Consider the following 15,125-nt stretch of genomic DNA (forward strand, 5'->3'; position numbering starts at 1 on the left):
GGGGACGGCTGAATTGGCGGCGATTACACCACCCAGCGCATTTCGTATCCGGTAACGGACCAGCTGCCGCCCGACCTTTCGACTTCGTAGCGATTGCCTCCGCCGAACCAGTCAATATCGACAAGGCAGCGGCTGCGGGTCGGACAGTCCACTTTGGCAATCTTCAGATGGGCTGCTTCGGTGCCTTGCGCGTCGAACCAGTAAGTCCTCGCGGTAAACATGCCGAAATCGCCTTCGACTGTCCGCTTGGTGCAGCCTGCCGCCGGAACGGGCCGCAGGAAGGACGGCGCCAGACGCTTTGCGAGGAGCGGGAAATCGAGCTGGCGCGCGGTTTCGAGACAAACCGTCAGATGCGTCGCGCTATCGGCCTCACCGGCCGGAGGGCCGGAAAGCTGTTCGACGTAAATATCCAGTTCGGCCGCAATCGCGGCAGCGGCGGCTTCGGTTACCTGCGGCTTGCGATCAAGTGTGCCCGACAGCCAGACCGCGCCCGCAACCAGCACAGCGAACGCACCGAGCGTGGCATAGTCCTTTGGCCCGCTCACACCCCCTCCAGCAGCCTGTCGGCCTGAGCGCGCGCCTCGGGCGTGACTTCCGCGCCGGAGAGCATCCGCGCGATTTCCTCTTGCCGGCCTGCGCTATCCAGCAGCCGCACGCTGGTCTTGGTCACCGTGCCGCTGGAGGCCTTGGCGATGAGGTAGTGCTGCTGCCCGCGCGCGGCGACCTGCGGCGAGTGGGTGACTGCGAGCAATTGCCCGTCCGCCGCCAGCCGCGCCAGCCGTTCCCCGATCGCGCTGGCGACCGCCCCGCCCACGCCGCGGTCGATCTCGTCGAAGATAATGGTCGCGGCGCCGCCCTTTTCCGCCAGCGCGACCTTCAGCGCGAGGATGAAGCGCGAAAGCTCGCCGCCGCTGGCGATCTTGTTCAGGGGCGCAAAATCCGCGCCGGGGTTGGTCGAGATCAGGAATTCGACCGCGTCCATGCCCTGCGCGCCCCAGCGGTCTTCCGGCAGTTTGGCGACGGACGTGCGGAACTTCGCGGCATCAAGCTTCAGCGGTGCGAGTTCCACCGCCACCGCCGCATCCAACTTGCCCGCGGCCGAACTGCGCGCGGCATGCGCCTTTTCAGCAGCGGCGACATAGGCGGCGCGCGCTTCTCTGGCGGCGGCCTCCAGCGCATCCAATTGCGCCTCTCCGCCCTCGATCGCGTCGAGCCGGCTGCGCATCGTGCGCATCAGTTCGGGCAGATCATCGACTTCGCAGCGGTGCTTGCGGGCGGCGGCGCGCAGATCGAACAGGCGGGTTTCGGCGCGTTCCAGCTCCATCGGATCATGCACCAGCGCGTCGGCCGCCTTTTCCAGCTTCTCCTCCGCCTCGCTCGCTTCGATCACCGCACGATCCAGCGCAGCAAGCGCTTCGGTCAGCAGCGGGTGCTGTTCGGCGATCCGGTCAAGCCGCCGGGCCGCAACACGCAGCGCGGCGAGCGGCGAATCCGATCCTTCCCACAGGTGGCGCAATTCCTCGAGATCTCCCGACAGCTTCTCGCCCTTCTGCATGTCGGCCCGGGCGAGCGCGAGGCGTTCTTCCTCGCCCGCCACCGGCTCCAGCGCGGAAAGCTCGGCAAGGTGCGCGATCAGCAGATCCTGATCGGCCTTGGCTTGTTCGACCTCGGCCCGCGCCTCGGCCAACTGCGCCTCGGCCCGCGCCCAGTCGGCAAAAGCGCGCTCCAGCCCCGCTACGTCGGTTCCCGCATAACGATCGAGCAGCGCGCGGTGGCCGCGCGGGTTAACCAGCCCGCGATCATCGTGCTGGCCGTGCAGTTCCACCAGCGCGGGCGACAATTCGCGCAGCAGCGCCACGCTGGCGGGCGCATCGTTGATGAAGGCCTTTGATCCGCCGTCGGCCTTTACCTGCCGCCGGATAATCAGCGGCTCGCCCGGCTCGATATCGATATCGGCATCGTCCAGCGCAGCGGCAATCGCGGGCGGCAGCGCGGCGAATTCGAAACTGGCGGTGACGGAGGCCTTGTCCTCTCCGGCGCGCACAAGGCCGGTTTCCGCGCGGTCGCCCAGCACCAGCCCGAGGGCGTCCAGCAGGATCGACTTGCCCGCCCCCGTCTCACCCGTCAGCACGCCCAGCCCGCGCGCGAAATCGAGATCGAGCGCTTCGATAAGGACGATGTTGCGGATCGAAAGCCGGGTCAGCATGAGTGCGCGAACAGATAGCGCACCCCCCCGCCCGCGTCACGTCTCAAGCGGGGGGCAATCCCCGACCGCCGGATATTCAGCTCGCGGTGACGCCCTCGGCGTGCTTGTTCACCAGCTTGAACGCCTTCTCGTACCACTCGGTGCCGGGATAGTTGGCGCCCAGCACCGCGGCATATTTCACCGCCTCTTCCGGAATGCCGAGCGCAAGGCTGCTTTCCGTCAGGCGATAGAGCGCCTCGGGCGTGTGGCTGGTGGTGTCGAACTTTTCCACGACGTTGCGGAACCGCATGTCCGCGGCGAGCCACAGGCCCATGCGCTGGTAATGGCGCCCGATCTCCATCTCCTTGCCCGCAAGGTGATCGGCCACCAGGTCCAGCTTCAGCCGCGCATCGGCAGCATATTCGGTCTGCGGAAAGCGCCGGTTGACCTCGCGCAGCGCGGTCTGCGCCTGTTCGGTGATCTTCTGGTCGCGGTTCACGTCGCTGATCTGTTCGTAATAGCACAGCGCGATCAGGTAATAGGCGTAAGGGGCGTCCTTGTTGCCGGGGTGGATCGACAGGAACCGCTGCGCGTTCTGGATCGACTTGTTGTAATCGCGCGCGATGTAATAGCTGAAAGCGCTCATCAGCTGCGCCCGCCGCGCCCAGGGCGAATAGGGGTGCTGGCGCTCCACCTCGTCGAACAGCGCCGCGGCGACCAGCGTATTGCCCCGGTCAAGCCGCCGCTGCGCCTCGGCATAGAGCGATTCGACGTCGCGCGCGACATAGGCGATGTCCTTGCCTTCCGTGCTGCCGGCACAGGCCGAAAGGGTGGCAAGGGTCGCGCCGAGCAGAGCCGCGCGCGCGATACGGGAAGAGAACGAGGTCGCCATGGAGCGACCCTATAACGGGGCCTTCGCTGAACGCCAAGTGAAGGGTGCAGCCCTCCCCCGCCCGCTGCACATTTTCCTACTCGCGCGAATTGTGTTCCAAACCGGTTGCGCCAGCAACCGCAAGGGCGACTGCCCGCCCGCAGCGGGTGCAGCTTTGCTGCACACAGAGCGAGGATGCGCCCGCGGACGCGGGTGCACAATCAAGGACCCCCCATGACCAGACGATCAGATCCCCGCACCACCCGCCTGCCCGTCCCCGCAGGAGAGCTGCCCCCCTTCACCCCCGTCCCGCGCCAATATGCGCGCCACGACGGCTGGACCCTCGAACGCCAGATCGCCTTTATCGAGGCACTGGCCGATACCGGCAGCGTCGAGGCCGCCGCAAAGGCCGTCAATATGAGCCAGTCGGGCGCCTATCACCTGCGCCGCCAGCCCGAGGCCGAAAGCTTCCGCAATGCCTGGGCCGCCGCGCTCGATCTCGGCGTGCGGCGGATCGAGGATGTGGTGATGGACCGCGCGCTCAACGGCGTGGAGGAGCCGCTCTATTCCTATGGCAAGCTGATCGGCACGCGCCGCAAGTATAATGACCGGCTGCTGATGTTCATCCTGCGCAACCGCGCCCCCGATCGCTTTGCCGATGGCAAGCCCCGCGCGATGAACGCGATCGACACGATGGAGGCCAAGCGGCTCAAGCAGCAATGGCGCAAGGAATGGGAGGCCGAACAGACCCGCGTCACCCCGGCCGAGGTGCGCGCCAGCATCGACCGCAAGATCGAGGAAATCCGCCGCCGCGTCGAAGCCGACCGCGTCCGCCAATGGGCCCGCATGTCCGAAGAAACCCGCGCCGCATGGGAAGCCTTCGTCGCGCTACGTGATCGCGATCTGGAAGCGATGCGGGCGGATGACGAGATGCGGGCGCAGATCGTTGACCACCCGATGGCAGAGGTGCCGACACTGCGCCCCGAGGATATGCGCAGGGTGCAACCGCCCGAGCCGGAGCCGCCGAAGACGCGGTGGACGCTTAAAGACGAGAGTTTCGATCCTTGAGGGGTAAGGCGCAAAAATCCTCCCCTGCAAGGGGAGGGGGACCACCAAAAGTGGTGGAGGGGCGGGCTAGATCACGATACTCACGCGGCGAAAGCGTGGAAGTCTCTGTGCCAAGTTAAAAACTGCGGATGCGGGTGGTCCGCTTCCCTCGGAGGCGCGATGAGCTTTCCGGTGGGATTGATGATCGCTTCAACGCCGCTTCGGTCGTTCACTTTACGGTGAATGATGATCTCATGGTTATCGGCCACGCCAATCAGCCCGCGATCAAACATCCAATGCGCAGTGCCAGACAGTGCTAGTCCGTTGCGAATTGAATCAGGCCCGCCATGCTCAACCGGACGGATATGCGCGGCCTCGGCTTCCAACCGCCCACCCCCATTGACCAAGCGCCAGCCAGTCACCGCGCAACGTCCATCATAAGCGTGGAGCACTGCACGCCGAAAAGCGCGGTCACGGAACGGGCGGTTAAGCAGCGATTGAACGAGTGGGCGCTCTACCTCGAAAGGCGTTTGTTCCTCGCGCACGCGATTCAACGGCTCCGGATCGCCAACACGGGGAAGTGTTTGGTCATCCGGCAGACCCAATGCGATGATGCGTGCGAAGTCAGAATTAGATAGTGGAAGTATTGACCATTGAGCATTGTAGCAGTCGCGCTCTATCGGCTGTCCATCAACCTCACGAGGCACTGTTGGCCAGAAAGGAAGATAGCTGCCGGGTTCAATGAGGGCTCTGTAACGGCCAGAAATTTCAGGATCAGGGATGATGTCATTGACTCGCGCGACAGCAAAGAAGCCCTTGGAATCCTTCACTTTCGCTGGCTCAAGATAAACGACCCAATTTCCAACCAGCGGCTCGACTCGTGGCAGGTGGTATTCTTTGAACTGGTAGTGCACTTCGGGAATGTCGTCATAGATAGACCCATCCTTGTGCATGAACACGCCGAAAGCCATTCGCTGTCGATCCTACGACTTACCGATTAGGTCAATCGGTGTAGATGTATCTCACGTGGAACAAGATCAGAACCAATTCTCTGATACAGAACCGTTATATCGCCCCGCACACGATCTTGATTCCACAAGTCTGTTGCGCTTACTTCAGTCATCAGCTTCATTCTCAACCGTTGATGGGACACACCTTCAACAACCGCAGCCCAGCCTCGTCCGCTATGATCCCGATCTTGTGCATGTAGCTCAATAATCACTCCGTCAAAATTCCGTGAGGCATGTTCTTCAGAGGCGTCTTCAACCAAAAATTCTGCCGGAACATCCCTGACGACACGTTGAGGAATTTCGCGCCCGTTTACTTCAACGGGAGCGCTATCTTGATGCTTACTTGGTGCGAAGAACCGTGAAGTCGCATTGGCAAGACGTCGCCAAAGCGTTTTTTCAGCATATCTATCGGCCAATACCTCTCTAATATTTTTTTCAGATTTGCCGATCATCGGCGATAATTCAGCGATAAGACCATCCAGTTGCGTCTGCGCCGCCCCATCCGCGCCTGATCCAAACACTAAATCCTTCAGCGCACCAGCGCCGTAAAACACAACGATAAGCGTCAATAGGGTTATAACGGTATCGAACCGATCAGAGACTATCAGTCCGGTTGCGTCTGTAATTATATGAGGAATTTCTTCTTCAAGTTGCTTCTGAAACGCCATGAAGAGAGCAACGGCGAAAAGTTCTCGGAGCGGGCTTTCTTGCGCAACTTCTCGAACCTTGATCTCAATTTTTTCGACCTTCAAGCCGTCGACGAACGTGGGCAGCAACTTCGCCACTTCATTGAGCGTAGTTTCCACGCCTTGAAGACTAGCAATGATGTCACGAATCGGAACTGGTTCATCGGTCAAATAACGAACCGAAAGTGGAGTGACGTGCTTCATTGTGTCCCCGCCCCAATTGCTTCAAGCACTTAAAGCATGAGCGGAGATAAATGTGGAGTCGGGTTTGTGAGCCAAAGTCACAGCTGGGATCACATCTCGTGACCCGGCACGGAGGCACGGAAAAGTTTAGCCGCGGCAAAGCCGCGGCCGTGACGTCGAACGGGCTGCGCTACGCGCACCCGCCGGCCGGAGTTACAGCCTCTCGCTTGTAAGCCTGCGGTCGCTTCGCGATCCTCGGATTACTCGCGGGGCTTCACTCCTCCCCCATCCGCAGCGCGGCAATAAACGCCTCCTGTGGAATACTCACATTCCCGTACTCTCGCATCCGCGCCTTGCCCTTCTTCTGCTTCTCCAGCAGCTTCTTCTTCCGGGTAATGTCGCCGCCGTAGCACTTGGCGGTCACGTCCTTGCGCAGGGCGGCGATGGTTTCGCGGGCGATCACCTTGCCGCCGATCGCGGCCTGGATCGGGATCTTGAACAGGTGGCGCGGGATCAGGTCTTTCAGGCGTTCGCACATGCCCCGGCCCCGCTCCTCGGCGGCGTGGCGGTGGACGATCAGGGATAGGGCGTCGACCGGCTCGTTATTGACGAGGATGTTCATCTTCACCAGATCGCCCTCGCGGTTGCCGATCTGCTCGTAATCGAAGCTGGCATAGCCGCGGCTGATCGACTTCAGCCGGTCGTAGAAATCGAACACCACTTCATTAAGCGGCAGTTCGTAGGTCACCTGTGCGCGGCCGCCGACATAGGTCAGTTCGGTCTGGATGCCGCGACGATCCTGACACAGTTTCAGGATCGCGCCGAGATATTCGTCGGGGGTGTAGATCACCGCCTTGATCCACGGCTCCTCGATCATCTCGATCCGGTTCACGTCCGGCCAGTCGGCGGGGTTGTGAATGTCGATGACCTTGGCGTCCTCGTTCTTGGTATGGCCAAGGTGGACGCGGTAAACCACCGAGGGCGCGGTGGTGATGAGGTCGAGATCATATTCGCGGCTGAGGCGTTCCTGGATGATCTCCAGATGCAACAGGCCGAGGAACCCGCAGCGGAAGCCGAAGCCCAGCGCGGCCGAGCTTTCCATTTCGTAGGAGAAACTGGCGTCGTTCAGCCGCAGCTTGCCGATGGATTCGCGCAGTTTTTCGAAGTCCGCGGCATCGACGGGGAACAGCCCGCAGAACACCACCGGCTGGACTTCCTTGTAGCCTGGCAGCGGATCGGTGGCCCCGCCCTTGACCGTGGTGATGGTGTCGCCGACGCGGGCCTGCTCCACCTCCTTGATCTGCGCGGTGATGAAGCCGATCTCGCCCGGGCCGAGTTCGGCCAGATCGGTGCGCTTGGGAGTGAAGCAGCCGACACGGTCGACAAGGTGCTGCGTGCCGCCCTGCATGAAGCGGATGTTGAGGCCCTTGGTCAGCCGCCCGTCGATCACGCGCACGAGGATGACGACGCCGAGATAGGGATCGTACCACGAATCGACGAGGCTGGCTTTCAGCGCTGCGTCGGCCGTGCCCTTGGGCGGCGGGATGCGGGTGACGACGGCTTCGAGCACGTCCTCGATCCCGATGCCCGATTTGGCGGAGGTGAGGACGGCGTCCGATGCGTCGAGGCCGATGATCTCCTCGATCTCGTGCTTGACCTTTTCCGGTTCGGCGGCGGGCAGATCGATCTTGTTGATGACGGGGACGATTTCGTGATCGTGCTCGATCGACTGGTAAACGTTGGCGAGGGTTTGGGCCTCGACCCCTTGCGCGGCGTCGACGACAAGCAGCGCGCCCTCGCACGCGGCGAGGCTGCGGGAGACTTCATAAGCGAAGTCGACGTGGCCGGGGGTGTCCATCAGGTTGAGCTGATAGGTCTCGCCGTCCTTGGCCTTGTAGTTCAGGCGGACGGTCTGGGCCTTGATGGTGATGCCGCGCTCTTTCTCAATGTCCATGTTATCAAGGACTTGCGCTGACATCTCACGCTCGGTGAGGCCTCCGGTGAACTGGATCAGCCGGTCGGCAAGCGTCGACTTGCCATGGTCGATATGCGCGATGATGCTGAAATTGCGGATCTTGGAGAGGTCGGTCATTATGCCCGCGACTTAGCGTTGCACCACGCCAAAGTCATTCGAGAAAAACGCAACACCCGTCAGTCAATCCTCGCCCCCGGAGCATAGCCGAATTTTGGTGCGGCGCTCTGATCGATCAGGCCGCCGACCATGCCTTGATAGCTGCCCGGCGCCAGAGCGGCGAGCGGGGCTCCGGCGGAGGCGAGTGCATAGGGTGAGACGCGGTTGCGGGTGCACAGCCCGCCAGAGCCGTCGTCCACCAGCGATTGTTCGAATTCCAGTCCCTGCGTATCCCCGCTGGAGCGCATCACAGTCGCTACGGCCAGCTGTCCGCCGCCGAGATCGACCACGAACTGGGTTCCCTTGGGAACATCCGCCAGACCCTGAATCAGAGCCCCGGTGCGCGACAGATTGCGCAAGGTCACCTCGTAGGCATAATTGTCGTGGATCACCTGAATCTTCCGGAACACCGTCCGGCGCTTAGCGCGGCGGGAGCGGTTCGAGCCCGGCTCGATCTTCCACGTACCGCCCATCATTTCCTGTTCGATCATGTCCTGATCGACCGGCTCGCTAAAGATCGGCCCTTGCAGGTAGCGCACCCCGCACTCGCTCAGCATTGCGAGGAGCGTCACACTTTCTATACCATTCGCGATGGTGTCCATCTCGAGCGCTCCGGCCAGCGCCACGATTGCGCGCACCAACCCAAGTTCGCGGCTGTCGTGGCGCTCCACTTCGGCCAGCAGCTTATCGTCGATCTTGATCGAATCGAACGGCGCGCGGCGTAGATAGGCGAGTGAGGAATAGCCCGAGCCAAACTCGTCGAGCGTCATGCGCACACCGAGCTTGAACAGGTTTGCAAGCGTGCGGTCGACAATGTTGGTATCCCCGAAGAATACCGCCTCGCTGATTTCCAGCTCAAGCCGTCCGGGCGCAAGTCCGGTTTCCGACAGAGCCTCGCTTACCTGTTCCACGAAGGTTTCCGACATGAACAGCGCCACAGGCACGTTCACCGCGATGCGCACGCTGTCGGGCCAATCAGCCGCGCGGCGGCAGGCCTCGCCGATCGCCCACATCCCGACATCGCCGATCAGACTGGAGCCCTCGACGATCTGGGTGAATTCTTCCTCGTCGATGATCCCGCGCTCGGTGTGGTTCCAGGCCACATGTGCCTCGACCGCCTGTACCGTCTGGGTCGCGGCATCGACGATCGGCTGGTAGCGCAGAAACAGCTGCTCATCACGCAAGGCGTCGCCGAGATGCTGTTCAAGCCGGCGGCGGAAGATCGTCTCGTTTTCCAGTTCGCCCGAGAAGAAACGGTATTGTCCGCGTCCGCCATTCTTGGCCGCATAAAGCGCAAGGTCGGCCGCACGCACGATTTCCTCGCGGGTCACCCCGTCATGCGGCGCGATCGCAATGCCGACCGAAGCACCGATGACGCAGCGCCCTTCCTCTAGGCTGTAGGGCTGGCGCAGCATGGCAATGATCTTGGCCGCCATTTCGCCCAGTTCCCCGCGATCATCGATGTCGGGGAGCATCACCTGGAATTCGTCGCCGCCGAGCCGCCCGATCTCGCATTCGCGATCGATCGCTCGGGTGAGGCGCTGCGCGACCTGCTTGAGCAATTCGTCGCCCGCAGCGTGGCCGAGCGTATCGTTGACGTGCTTGAAGCGATCGAGATCGAGCATCATCACCGCGCAGTTGCGGCGAGCCGCCTTGAACGCGGTCAGGGTGTTCTCGATATGGTGCGCCATGCGGTGGCGGTTGGAAAGGCCGGTGAGCGAATCGAACCGCGCCAGCCGAGCGGTTTCCTCTTCGCGATAATATTCCTCGGTGATGTCCGCACCGGTTCCGCGAAAGCCGGCGAAACGACCGGAAGATGAAAATACCGGCTGTCCGGCAAGACGCAGCACCGGCCCATCCGGACGCGGCGCCGCGCGAACCGCAAAGCCTGAAAACGCCTTGTGCGTCCCCAGCATCAAAGACAGCGACTTGGCCCGGCGTTCGGTTTCGGCGGCCACGAACAGGCTTGCCAAAGACTGGCCAAGCAGTTCTGCCAACGGCACATCGATACGTTCTGCAATAGCGGCAGAGATATAGGTCAGCTTGCCCGCCTCGTCGCTAGCCCAGAACCAACCGAGCCCCGACTTCTCGAGTTCGTCGAGCATGGCCAGTCGTTCGCCGTCGGACAGAGCCGAAACAGCATCGCCACCAGACCCGCGAAATGCGGAAAACCCGCGTGTAGACAAGAGACCCTTGAGGGACACTGCGTCAGAAACCTCCAAGCTCGCGGCAGTGCGAATGCCTCGCCTTCTGCCGTGTGCTGACCAGCGGTAAAGCTGGATGGTTATTTTTTGCCTAAGGCCTGCGCTTTATCAGCATGGCTAACAACGGGCTAACCATGGCCGTTCCGACCCGGTCAGCGCGCCTGCAAGGCAATTGACCCGTCGGCTCGTGCCCGCAGCGGCGTGTGAAATTCCAGCCCCAGCCGGTTTTCGCGCGCCCAGCGGACCTGCCCCGCAACGGCCTCGGTCGGGCTGAATTCAATCCGCAGATCGGTGCCTACCGGAATGTTCCATAGGCCTTCGATCATTGCGCCGCCTTCGGAAATGTTGCGCAAGGTCGCATAGTGACGCACGTCACCGTGTCCGGCAACCACCCGCCGCAGCAGCACCTGGCGCGGGGCGCGCGCCGATTTCGGCCCGCTGGCAACAGCGGCCAGATCGCCTTCGGCCAGCGCCCCGGCCGCGGCGGCATCCATGGGCCTTGAATAGATGTGCCCCTGCACGTGGCTGCACCCGAGCAGGCGAACAAGTTCAAGCTCGTCATGCGTTTCCACGCCTTCGGCGGTGGTATCCATGTGCAGCACTTCGGCAAGACTGGTGATGGCAGCGATGATTGCCCCATTGCGGCTGCCCTGCTCTGTCGCGCCGCGCACAAAGCTGCGATCGATCTTGATCCGGTCGAAAGGAGCCTTGCGCAGGTAGCCGAGCGAGGAATAGCCCGTACCGAAGTCGTCGAGCGCAAGCCGCACGCCGAGCTGCTTAAGGGCGCGGAAGGTCGCTTCGGTGCCGGGGGTATCGCTGACGAATACGCTTTCGGTGATCTCCAGCTCCAGCCGGGAGGGAGCAACACCGCTATGCGCAAGAGCACTGGCGACAATGCCGGGCAATTCGGGATTGGCGAATTGCAGCGCGGAGACATTGACCGAACAGCGGATCTTCTCGGGCCAGCGCGCAAGGTCGGCACAGGCAGTGCGCAGCGCCCATTGGCCGAGCCGGTCGATCAGCCCGGAATCCTCGGCAATCGGGACAAAGCGCGAAGGAGGCAGCGGGCCGCGCCGCGGATGGTTCCAGCGCAGCAGTGCCTCGAAGCCGACGATGGTCTCGCTCGCGGCATAGACCACCGGTTGATAGAACAGTTGCAATTCGCCCTTGGAAATCGCCTCGCGCAGGTCTTTTTCCAGCTCCGCGCGTTCCTCGACCGCGGCGTGCAAACCGGGCTCGAAGAAACGGAACCGGCCGCGTCCCGCATCCTTGGCAGCATAAAGCGCCAGATCGACATTGCGGATCAGCACTTCGCTGGTGGTTCCGTCAGCCGGCGCGCGGGCTATCCCGACAGAGGCGCCGATCACCACGCTTTGGCCATGAATCACATAGGGCTGCGACAGCGCGGCGATGATATCGCAGGCAATATCGGCCAGACGCTTGCCGTCCTGTTCGCCCGGGACGATCACCTGGAATTCGTCACCGCCCAACCGGCCGCAGCACCCGCCTGCGCCGATCACGCGTTCCAGCCGCTGCGCGACCTGCCGCAACAAGGCGTCGCCCGCCGGATGGCCCAGCGTGTCGTTAACCTGCTTAAACCGGTCGAGATCGAGCATCATCACCGCGCAGGCACGCTCGCGCTTGGCGGGGGCGGCCAGGATCTGTTCCAGTGTCTGTCCCATCTGCACCCGGTTGGCGAGCCCGGTGAGCGAATCGTAGAGCGCGAGGCGCGAAACCTGCTGCTCACTGCGGCGCTGTTCGGTCAGATCGGTGCCATGACCGCGGAAACCGCAGAAATTCTTGAAGGAATCATAGACCGGGCGGCCAGTGATCGCCCACCAGCGCTCTTCCTGCGGCGCAGCGGCAAGCACTTCGACATCCCGGAAGGCGGAACGCGCGGAAAGGTGGAAGGCCAGCATACGGTCGGCCTCGGCCGTGCCCGGCCGGTTGGCAACGATTTCTCCGAGCGGCGCACCGATCATTTCCTGTTCGCTTCGCCCGAGCACATGGGCCGCCTTGGGAGAAATGTAGGTGATCAGCCCCCGCCGGTCGGTTTCCCAGAACCAGCCCTGCCCGCTTTCCTCGAAGCTTCTGAGGATGTCCTCGGCCCGAGCGGCGACGCGTTCGCGCGCTTCGCCCATGATACGGGCCCGCTCCGCCCGCCGCCATTCGATACGGGCAATCAGCGCAAGGGTGACCATCGCACCCGTCAAAGCCGCAAAGGTCAGTTGCTCCGGCACCGCAACCGCCACAAACCCGGCCCAACTGGCGATCTGGGCACTGAACAAGGAGGCGATGCGGCCTTCGAACATCACTGCGGAAGCCGCGTTGATGCACACCAGCGTCGCCACTGCCCATTGCCACGGCAGGCCGTTGCTGATCCCCGATCCGAGTGTGAAGCCAGCGCATGCCATCGGCAGGACAGTGGCGCAAACCAGCAGCGCGACCCGCATGGCCGGTGTCGTGCCAGCGCGTCTCTCGACGGCGGCGAAAAGATTGCAGGCGGCCAGCAGTCCGGTTGCAATCACGGCCGAAAGCGCGGCCGACAGCGACGGGATGCGGCCCGCCACCGCTATTGCCAGGCCGAAAGCTACCATCAGCGAAATCGCCATGCCGTTGGCTTGTGGTGGAAGATAGAAACGCAGGTCCGCAGCCGGATCGCCGGTCGCGTTGGCGTTGGCGGCAAGCGGTAAAAGTCCGTCGGGCTTAAGCCGCTGCGGCCCGCGTCGTTCGACGACAGCACGAAGTTCGCGCGTCGCGCTTTGTCCGTCAGCCGCGAGCGTTTCGGCACCTGTCTCCTCGACAGGCGGGAGAGCCGGCTCTTGCGGTGATCTTGCGGGCAGCCCTGACATGGCCAGCAAATGCCCTGCCACCTCTTGGAAAAGCGTGAATCGAAGCGGTAAACAAACGCCTTACATCGACGCGGCTGACCGCTTCTGGCCAGCCTGCGCCAATGCTTGCAACTTGGTCTCGCAGGCTGCATCTTGGCTCCGGCTCAACGCCCGCGCGACAGTGCAGATAGAAGTAAGGGGATCCGATGGCAGAAAGCGAAGTACGGCTCGAGAATGAAGCAGCCCAGTCCACCAATGCTCTGGGGCCGTTAATCGGCGTCGCGCGCGAGGATTTCGTGAGCGCGGTGGCCCTGCTGCTGCGCGAAACTGCGTCTGATCCGAGCCGGTTCATCCGCCACTCCACCGCCATGGCGCAGGACATGGTCAAGATCATGACCGGCAAGAGCGACCTCGCGCCCGATCCGAAGGACAAAAGGTTCATGGATCCGGCCTGGCAGTACAACCCCTTCTTCCGTGCCGGGGCGCAATATTACCTCGCCGTGCAGAAGGGCATGAAGAACTGGCTGGAGGAACTCGAACTCGACGAGCTTGAACGCAACCGCGCGAATTTCATCGCGAATATCATCCTCGACGGTCTGGCCCCGACCAACTCGCTGGCCGGCAATCCGACCGCGCAGAAGCAGATCATCAATTCGGGCGGGCTCAGCCTCATCAAGGGCCTCCAGAACGCCTATAACGACCTCGTTCACAACAAGGGCATGGTCAGCCAGGTCGACAAACGGCCCTTCAAACTGGGCGAAAACATCGCGACCTCGAAAGGCAGCGTGGTCTACCGCGACGAGATCATGGAGGTGCTGCAATATGCGCCGACGACCGACGAGGTCTACGAGATCCCGCAGCTGACAATCCCGCCGCAGATCAACAAGATGTACATCAACGACCTGTCACCGGATAAGTCGGTGATCAAGTGGCAGGTCGACAACGGCGTGCAGACATTCGTGATCTCCTGGCGCAATCCGTCCAAGGAACAGGGCCACTGGGGCATGGCCGATTACATCGCCGCCTGCGAGCGTGCGCTGGAGGTCGTCTCCTCGATCACGGGGTCCAAAAAGGTTAATGTCTCGGCCGGATGCTCGGGCGGGCAGACAGCCTCGGTGCTTGCATCCAAGCTCGCCGCGACCGGCAATCCGATCCTTGGCACGCTGACGCTGATGGTGTGTGTGCTGCACCCCAAGCCGACCGATATCGAGGCCGGATCGCTGGTCAGCGAGAACGGCATGCAACTCGCCCGCCAGCGCGCGATGAAGCAGGGCGTGATCAAGGCCGACGATCTGGCGCGCGGCTTTGCATGGCTGCGCCCGAACGACCTGATCTGGAACTACGTCATCAACAACTACCTGCTGGGGCAGGACCCGCCGGCTTTCGACGTTTTGTTCTGGAACGCCGATGCGACCAACCTGTCGTCTAGCCTGATGGGTGACTTCCTGACGCTGTTCGAAACGCTCGCCTTCACCAAGCAGGGCGAAGTCGAGATGGCGGGACACAAGGTCGATCTTTCGAAGGTGACAGCCGACCTATTCATCCTCGGCGGGGTGACCGACCACATTACGCCTTGGAAGGCGACCTACCGTTCCACCCAGCTGTTCGGTTCGAAGGATGTCACCTACGTGCTCAGCCAGTCGGGCCACATGCAGGCGATCCTCAACCCGCCGGGCAATCCCAAGGCAAAGTATTACGTCCAGAAGAAGAAGGGCAAACTTCCCGCCACCGCCGACGAATGGCTGCAGGGCACCGAAGAGGTAAAAGGGAGCTGGTGGCCGCTGTGGATGGAGTGGGTGCAGGCGCGTTCGGGCAAGAAGGTGCCAGCGCCTGCCAACCTCGGCAATGACACCTTCAAACCCACGGATCCGGCTCCGGGACTCTACGTCGTCGAAGAAGTCTGATAAGACGATGCTGCACTGCAGCGTCCGGGGAGACGCATCGGCGGCGTAAAATCTTTGTGGGCGCTTTCGTGAG

The 15,125-nt window shown here is 62.5% G+C and carries 10 protein-coding genes; 2 read left to right on the forward strand and 8 right to left on the reverse strand.

Annotation, left to right across the window (positions count from 1 at the left end; translation table 11 throughout):
• Positions 1 to 23: 23 nt before the first annotated feature.
• From OIK40_RS02450 to OIK40_RS02460, 3 genes are all read right to left on the reverse strand, one after another.
• Positions 24 to 545, reverse strand: a complete 522-nt coding sequence (locus tag OIK40_RS02450; protein WP_273675891.1) for a hypothetical protein — start codon at positions 543 to 545, stop codon at positions 24 to 26.
• Complete coding sequence (gene recN, locus OIK40_RS02455) at positions 542 to 2,206, reverse strand: DNA repair protein RecN (protein WP_273675892.1); 1,665 nt, start codon at positions 2,204 to 2,206, stop codon at positions 542 to 544. Before recN ends, OIK40_RS02450 begins: the two co-directional genes overlap by 4 nt.
• A gap of 76 nt (positions 2,207 to 2,282) precedes the next feature.
• Entirely contained in the window at positions 2,283 to 3,077 is a 795-nt protein-coding gene (locus OIK40_RS02460) for an outer membrane protein assembly factor BamD (RefSeq protein WP_273675894.1), read from the reverse strand.
• 213 nt (positions 3,078 to 3,290) lie between these two features.
• Here OIK40_RS02460 and OIK40_RS02465 point away from each other — a divergent pair, with 213 nt between their 5' ends.
• A complete protein-coding gene (locus OIK40_RS02465; protein ID WP_273675895.1) occupies positions 3,291 to 4,124 on the forward strand; it encodes a hypothetical protein in 834 nt (277 codons plus the stop codon).
• An 80-nt stretch (positions 4,125 to 4,204) separates the two neighbouring features.
• Here OIK40_RS02465 and OIK40_RS02470 read toward each other — a convergent pair whose 3' ends face one another.
• The 5 genes from OIK40_RS02470 to OIK40_RS02490 all read right to left on the reverse strand — a co-directional run bounded on the left by OIK40_RS02470 (position 4,205) and on the right by OIK40_RS02490 (position 13,169).
• Positions 4,205 to 5,074 carry an HNH endonuclease gene (locus tag OIK40_RS02470; RefSeq protein WP_273675896.1) on the reverse strand — a complete coding sequence of 290 codons (870 nt, stop codon included), beginning with the start codon at positions 5,072 to 5,074 and terminating at the stop codon, positions 4,205 to 4,207.
• A 26-nt stretch (positions 5,075 to 5,100) separates the two neighbouring features.
• Complete coding sequence (locus tag OIK40_RS02475) at positions 5,101 to 6,003, reverse strand: hypothetical protein (protein WP_273675897.1); 903 nt, start codon at positions 6,001 to 6,003, stop codon at positions 5,101 to 5,103.
• A 253-nt stretch (positions 6,004 to 6,256) separates the two neighbouring features.
• Complete coding sequence (lepA, locus tag OIK40_RS02480) at positions 6,257 to 8,074, reverse strand: translation elongation factor 4 (protein WP_273675899.1); 1,818 nt, start codon at positions 8,072 to 8,074, stop codon at positions 6,257 to 6,259.
• A gap of 59 nt (positions 8,075 to 8,133) precedes the next feature.
• The gene (locus OIK40_RS02485) at positions 8,134 to 10,218 is read right to left on the reverse strand and encodes an EAL domain-containing protein (RefSeq protein WP_273675901.1); all 2,085 of its coding nucleotides are present in this window, start codon (positions 10,216 to 10,218) and stop codon (positions 8,134 to 8,136) included.
• A 251-nt stretch (positions 10,219 to 10,469) separates the two neighbouring features.
• Complete coding sequence (locus OIK40_RS02490) at positions 10,470 to 13,169, reverse strand: EAL domain-containing protein (RefSeq protein WP_273675903.1); 2,700 nt, start codon at positions 13,167 to 13,169, stop codon at positions 10,470 to 10,472.
• A 185-nt stretch (positions 13,170 to 13,354) separates the two neighbouring features.
• Between OIK40_RS02490 and OIK40_RS02495 the strand changes: the two genes are divergently transcribed.
• Complete coding sequence (locus OIK40_RS02495) at positions 13,355 to 15,052, forward strand: PHA/PHB synthase family protein (RefSeq protein WP_273675905.1); 1,698 nt, start codon at positions 13,355 to 13,357, stop codon at positions 15,050 to 15,052.
• The last annotated feature ends 73 nt before the right edge of the window (positions 15,053 to 15,125 follow it).

This window comes from Erythrobacter fulvus (assembly GCF_028595285.1).
GTDB lineage: Bacteria > Pseudomonadota > Alphaproteobacteria > Sphingomonadales > Sphingomonadaceae > Erythrobacter > Erythrobacter fulvus.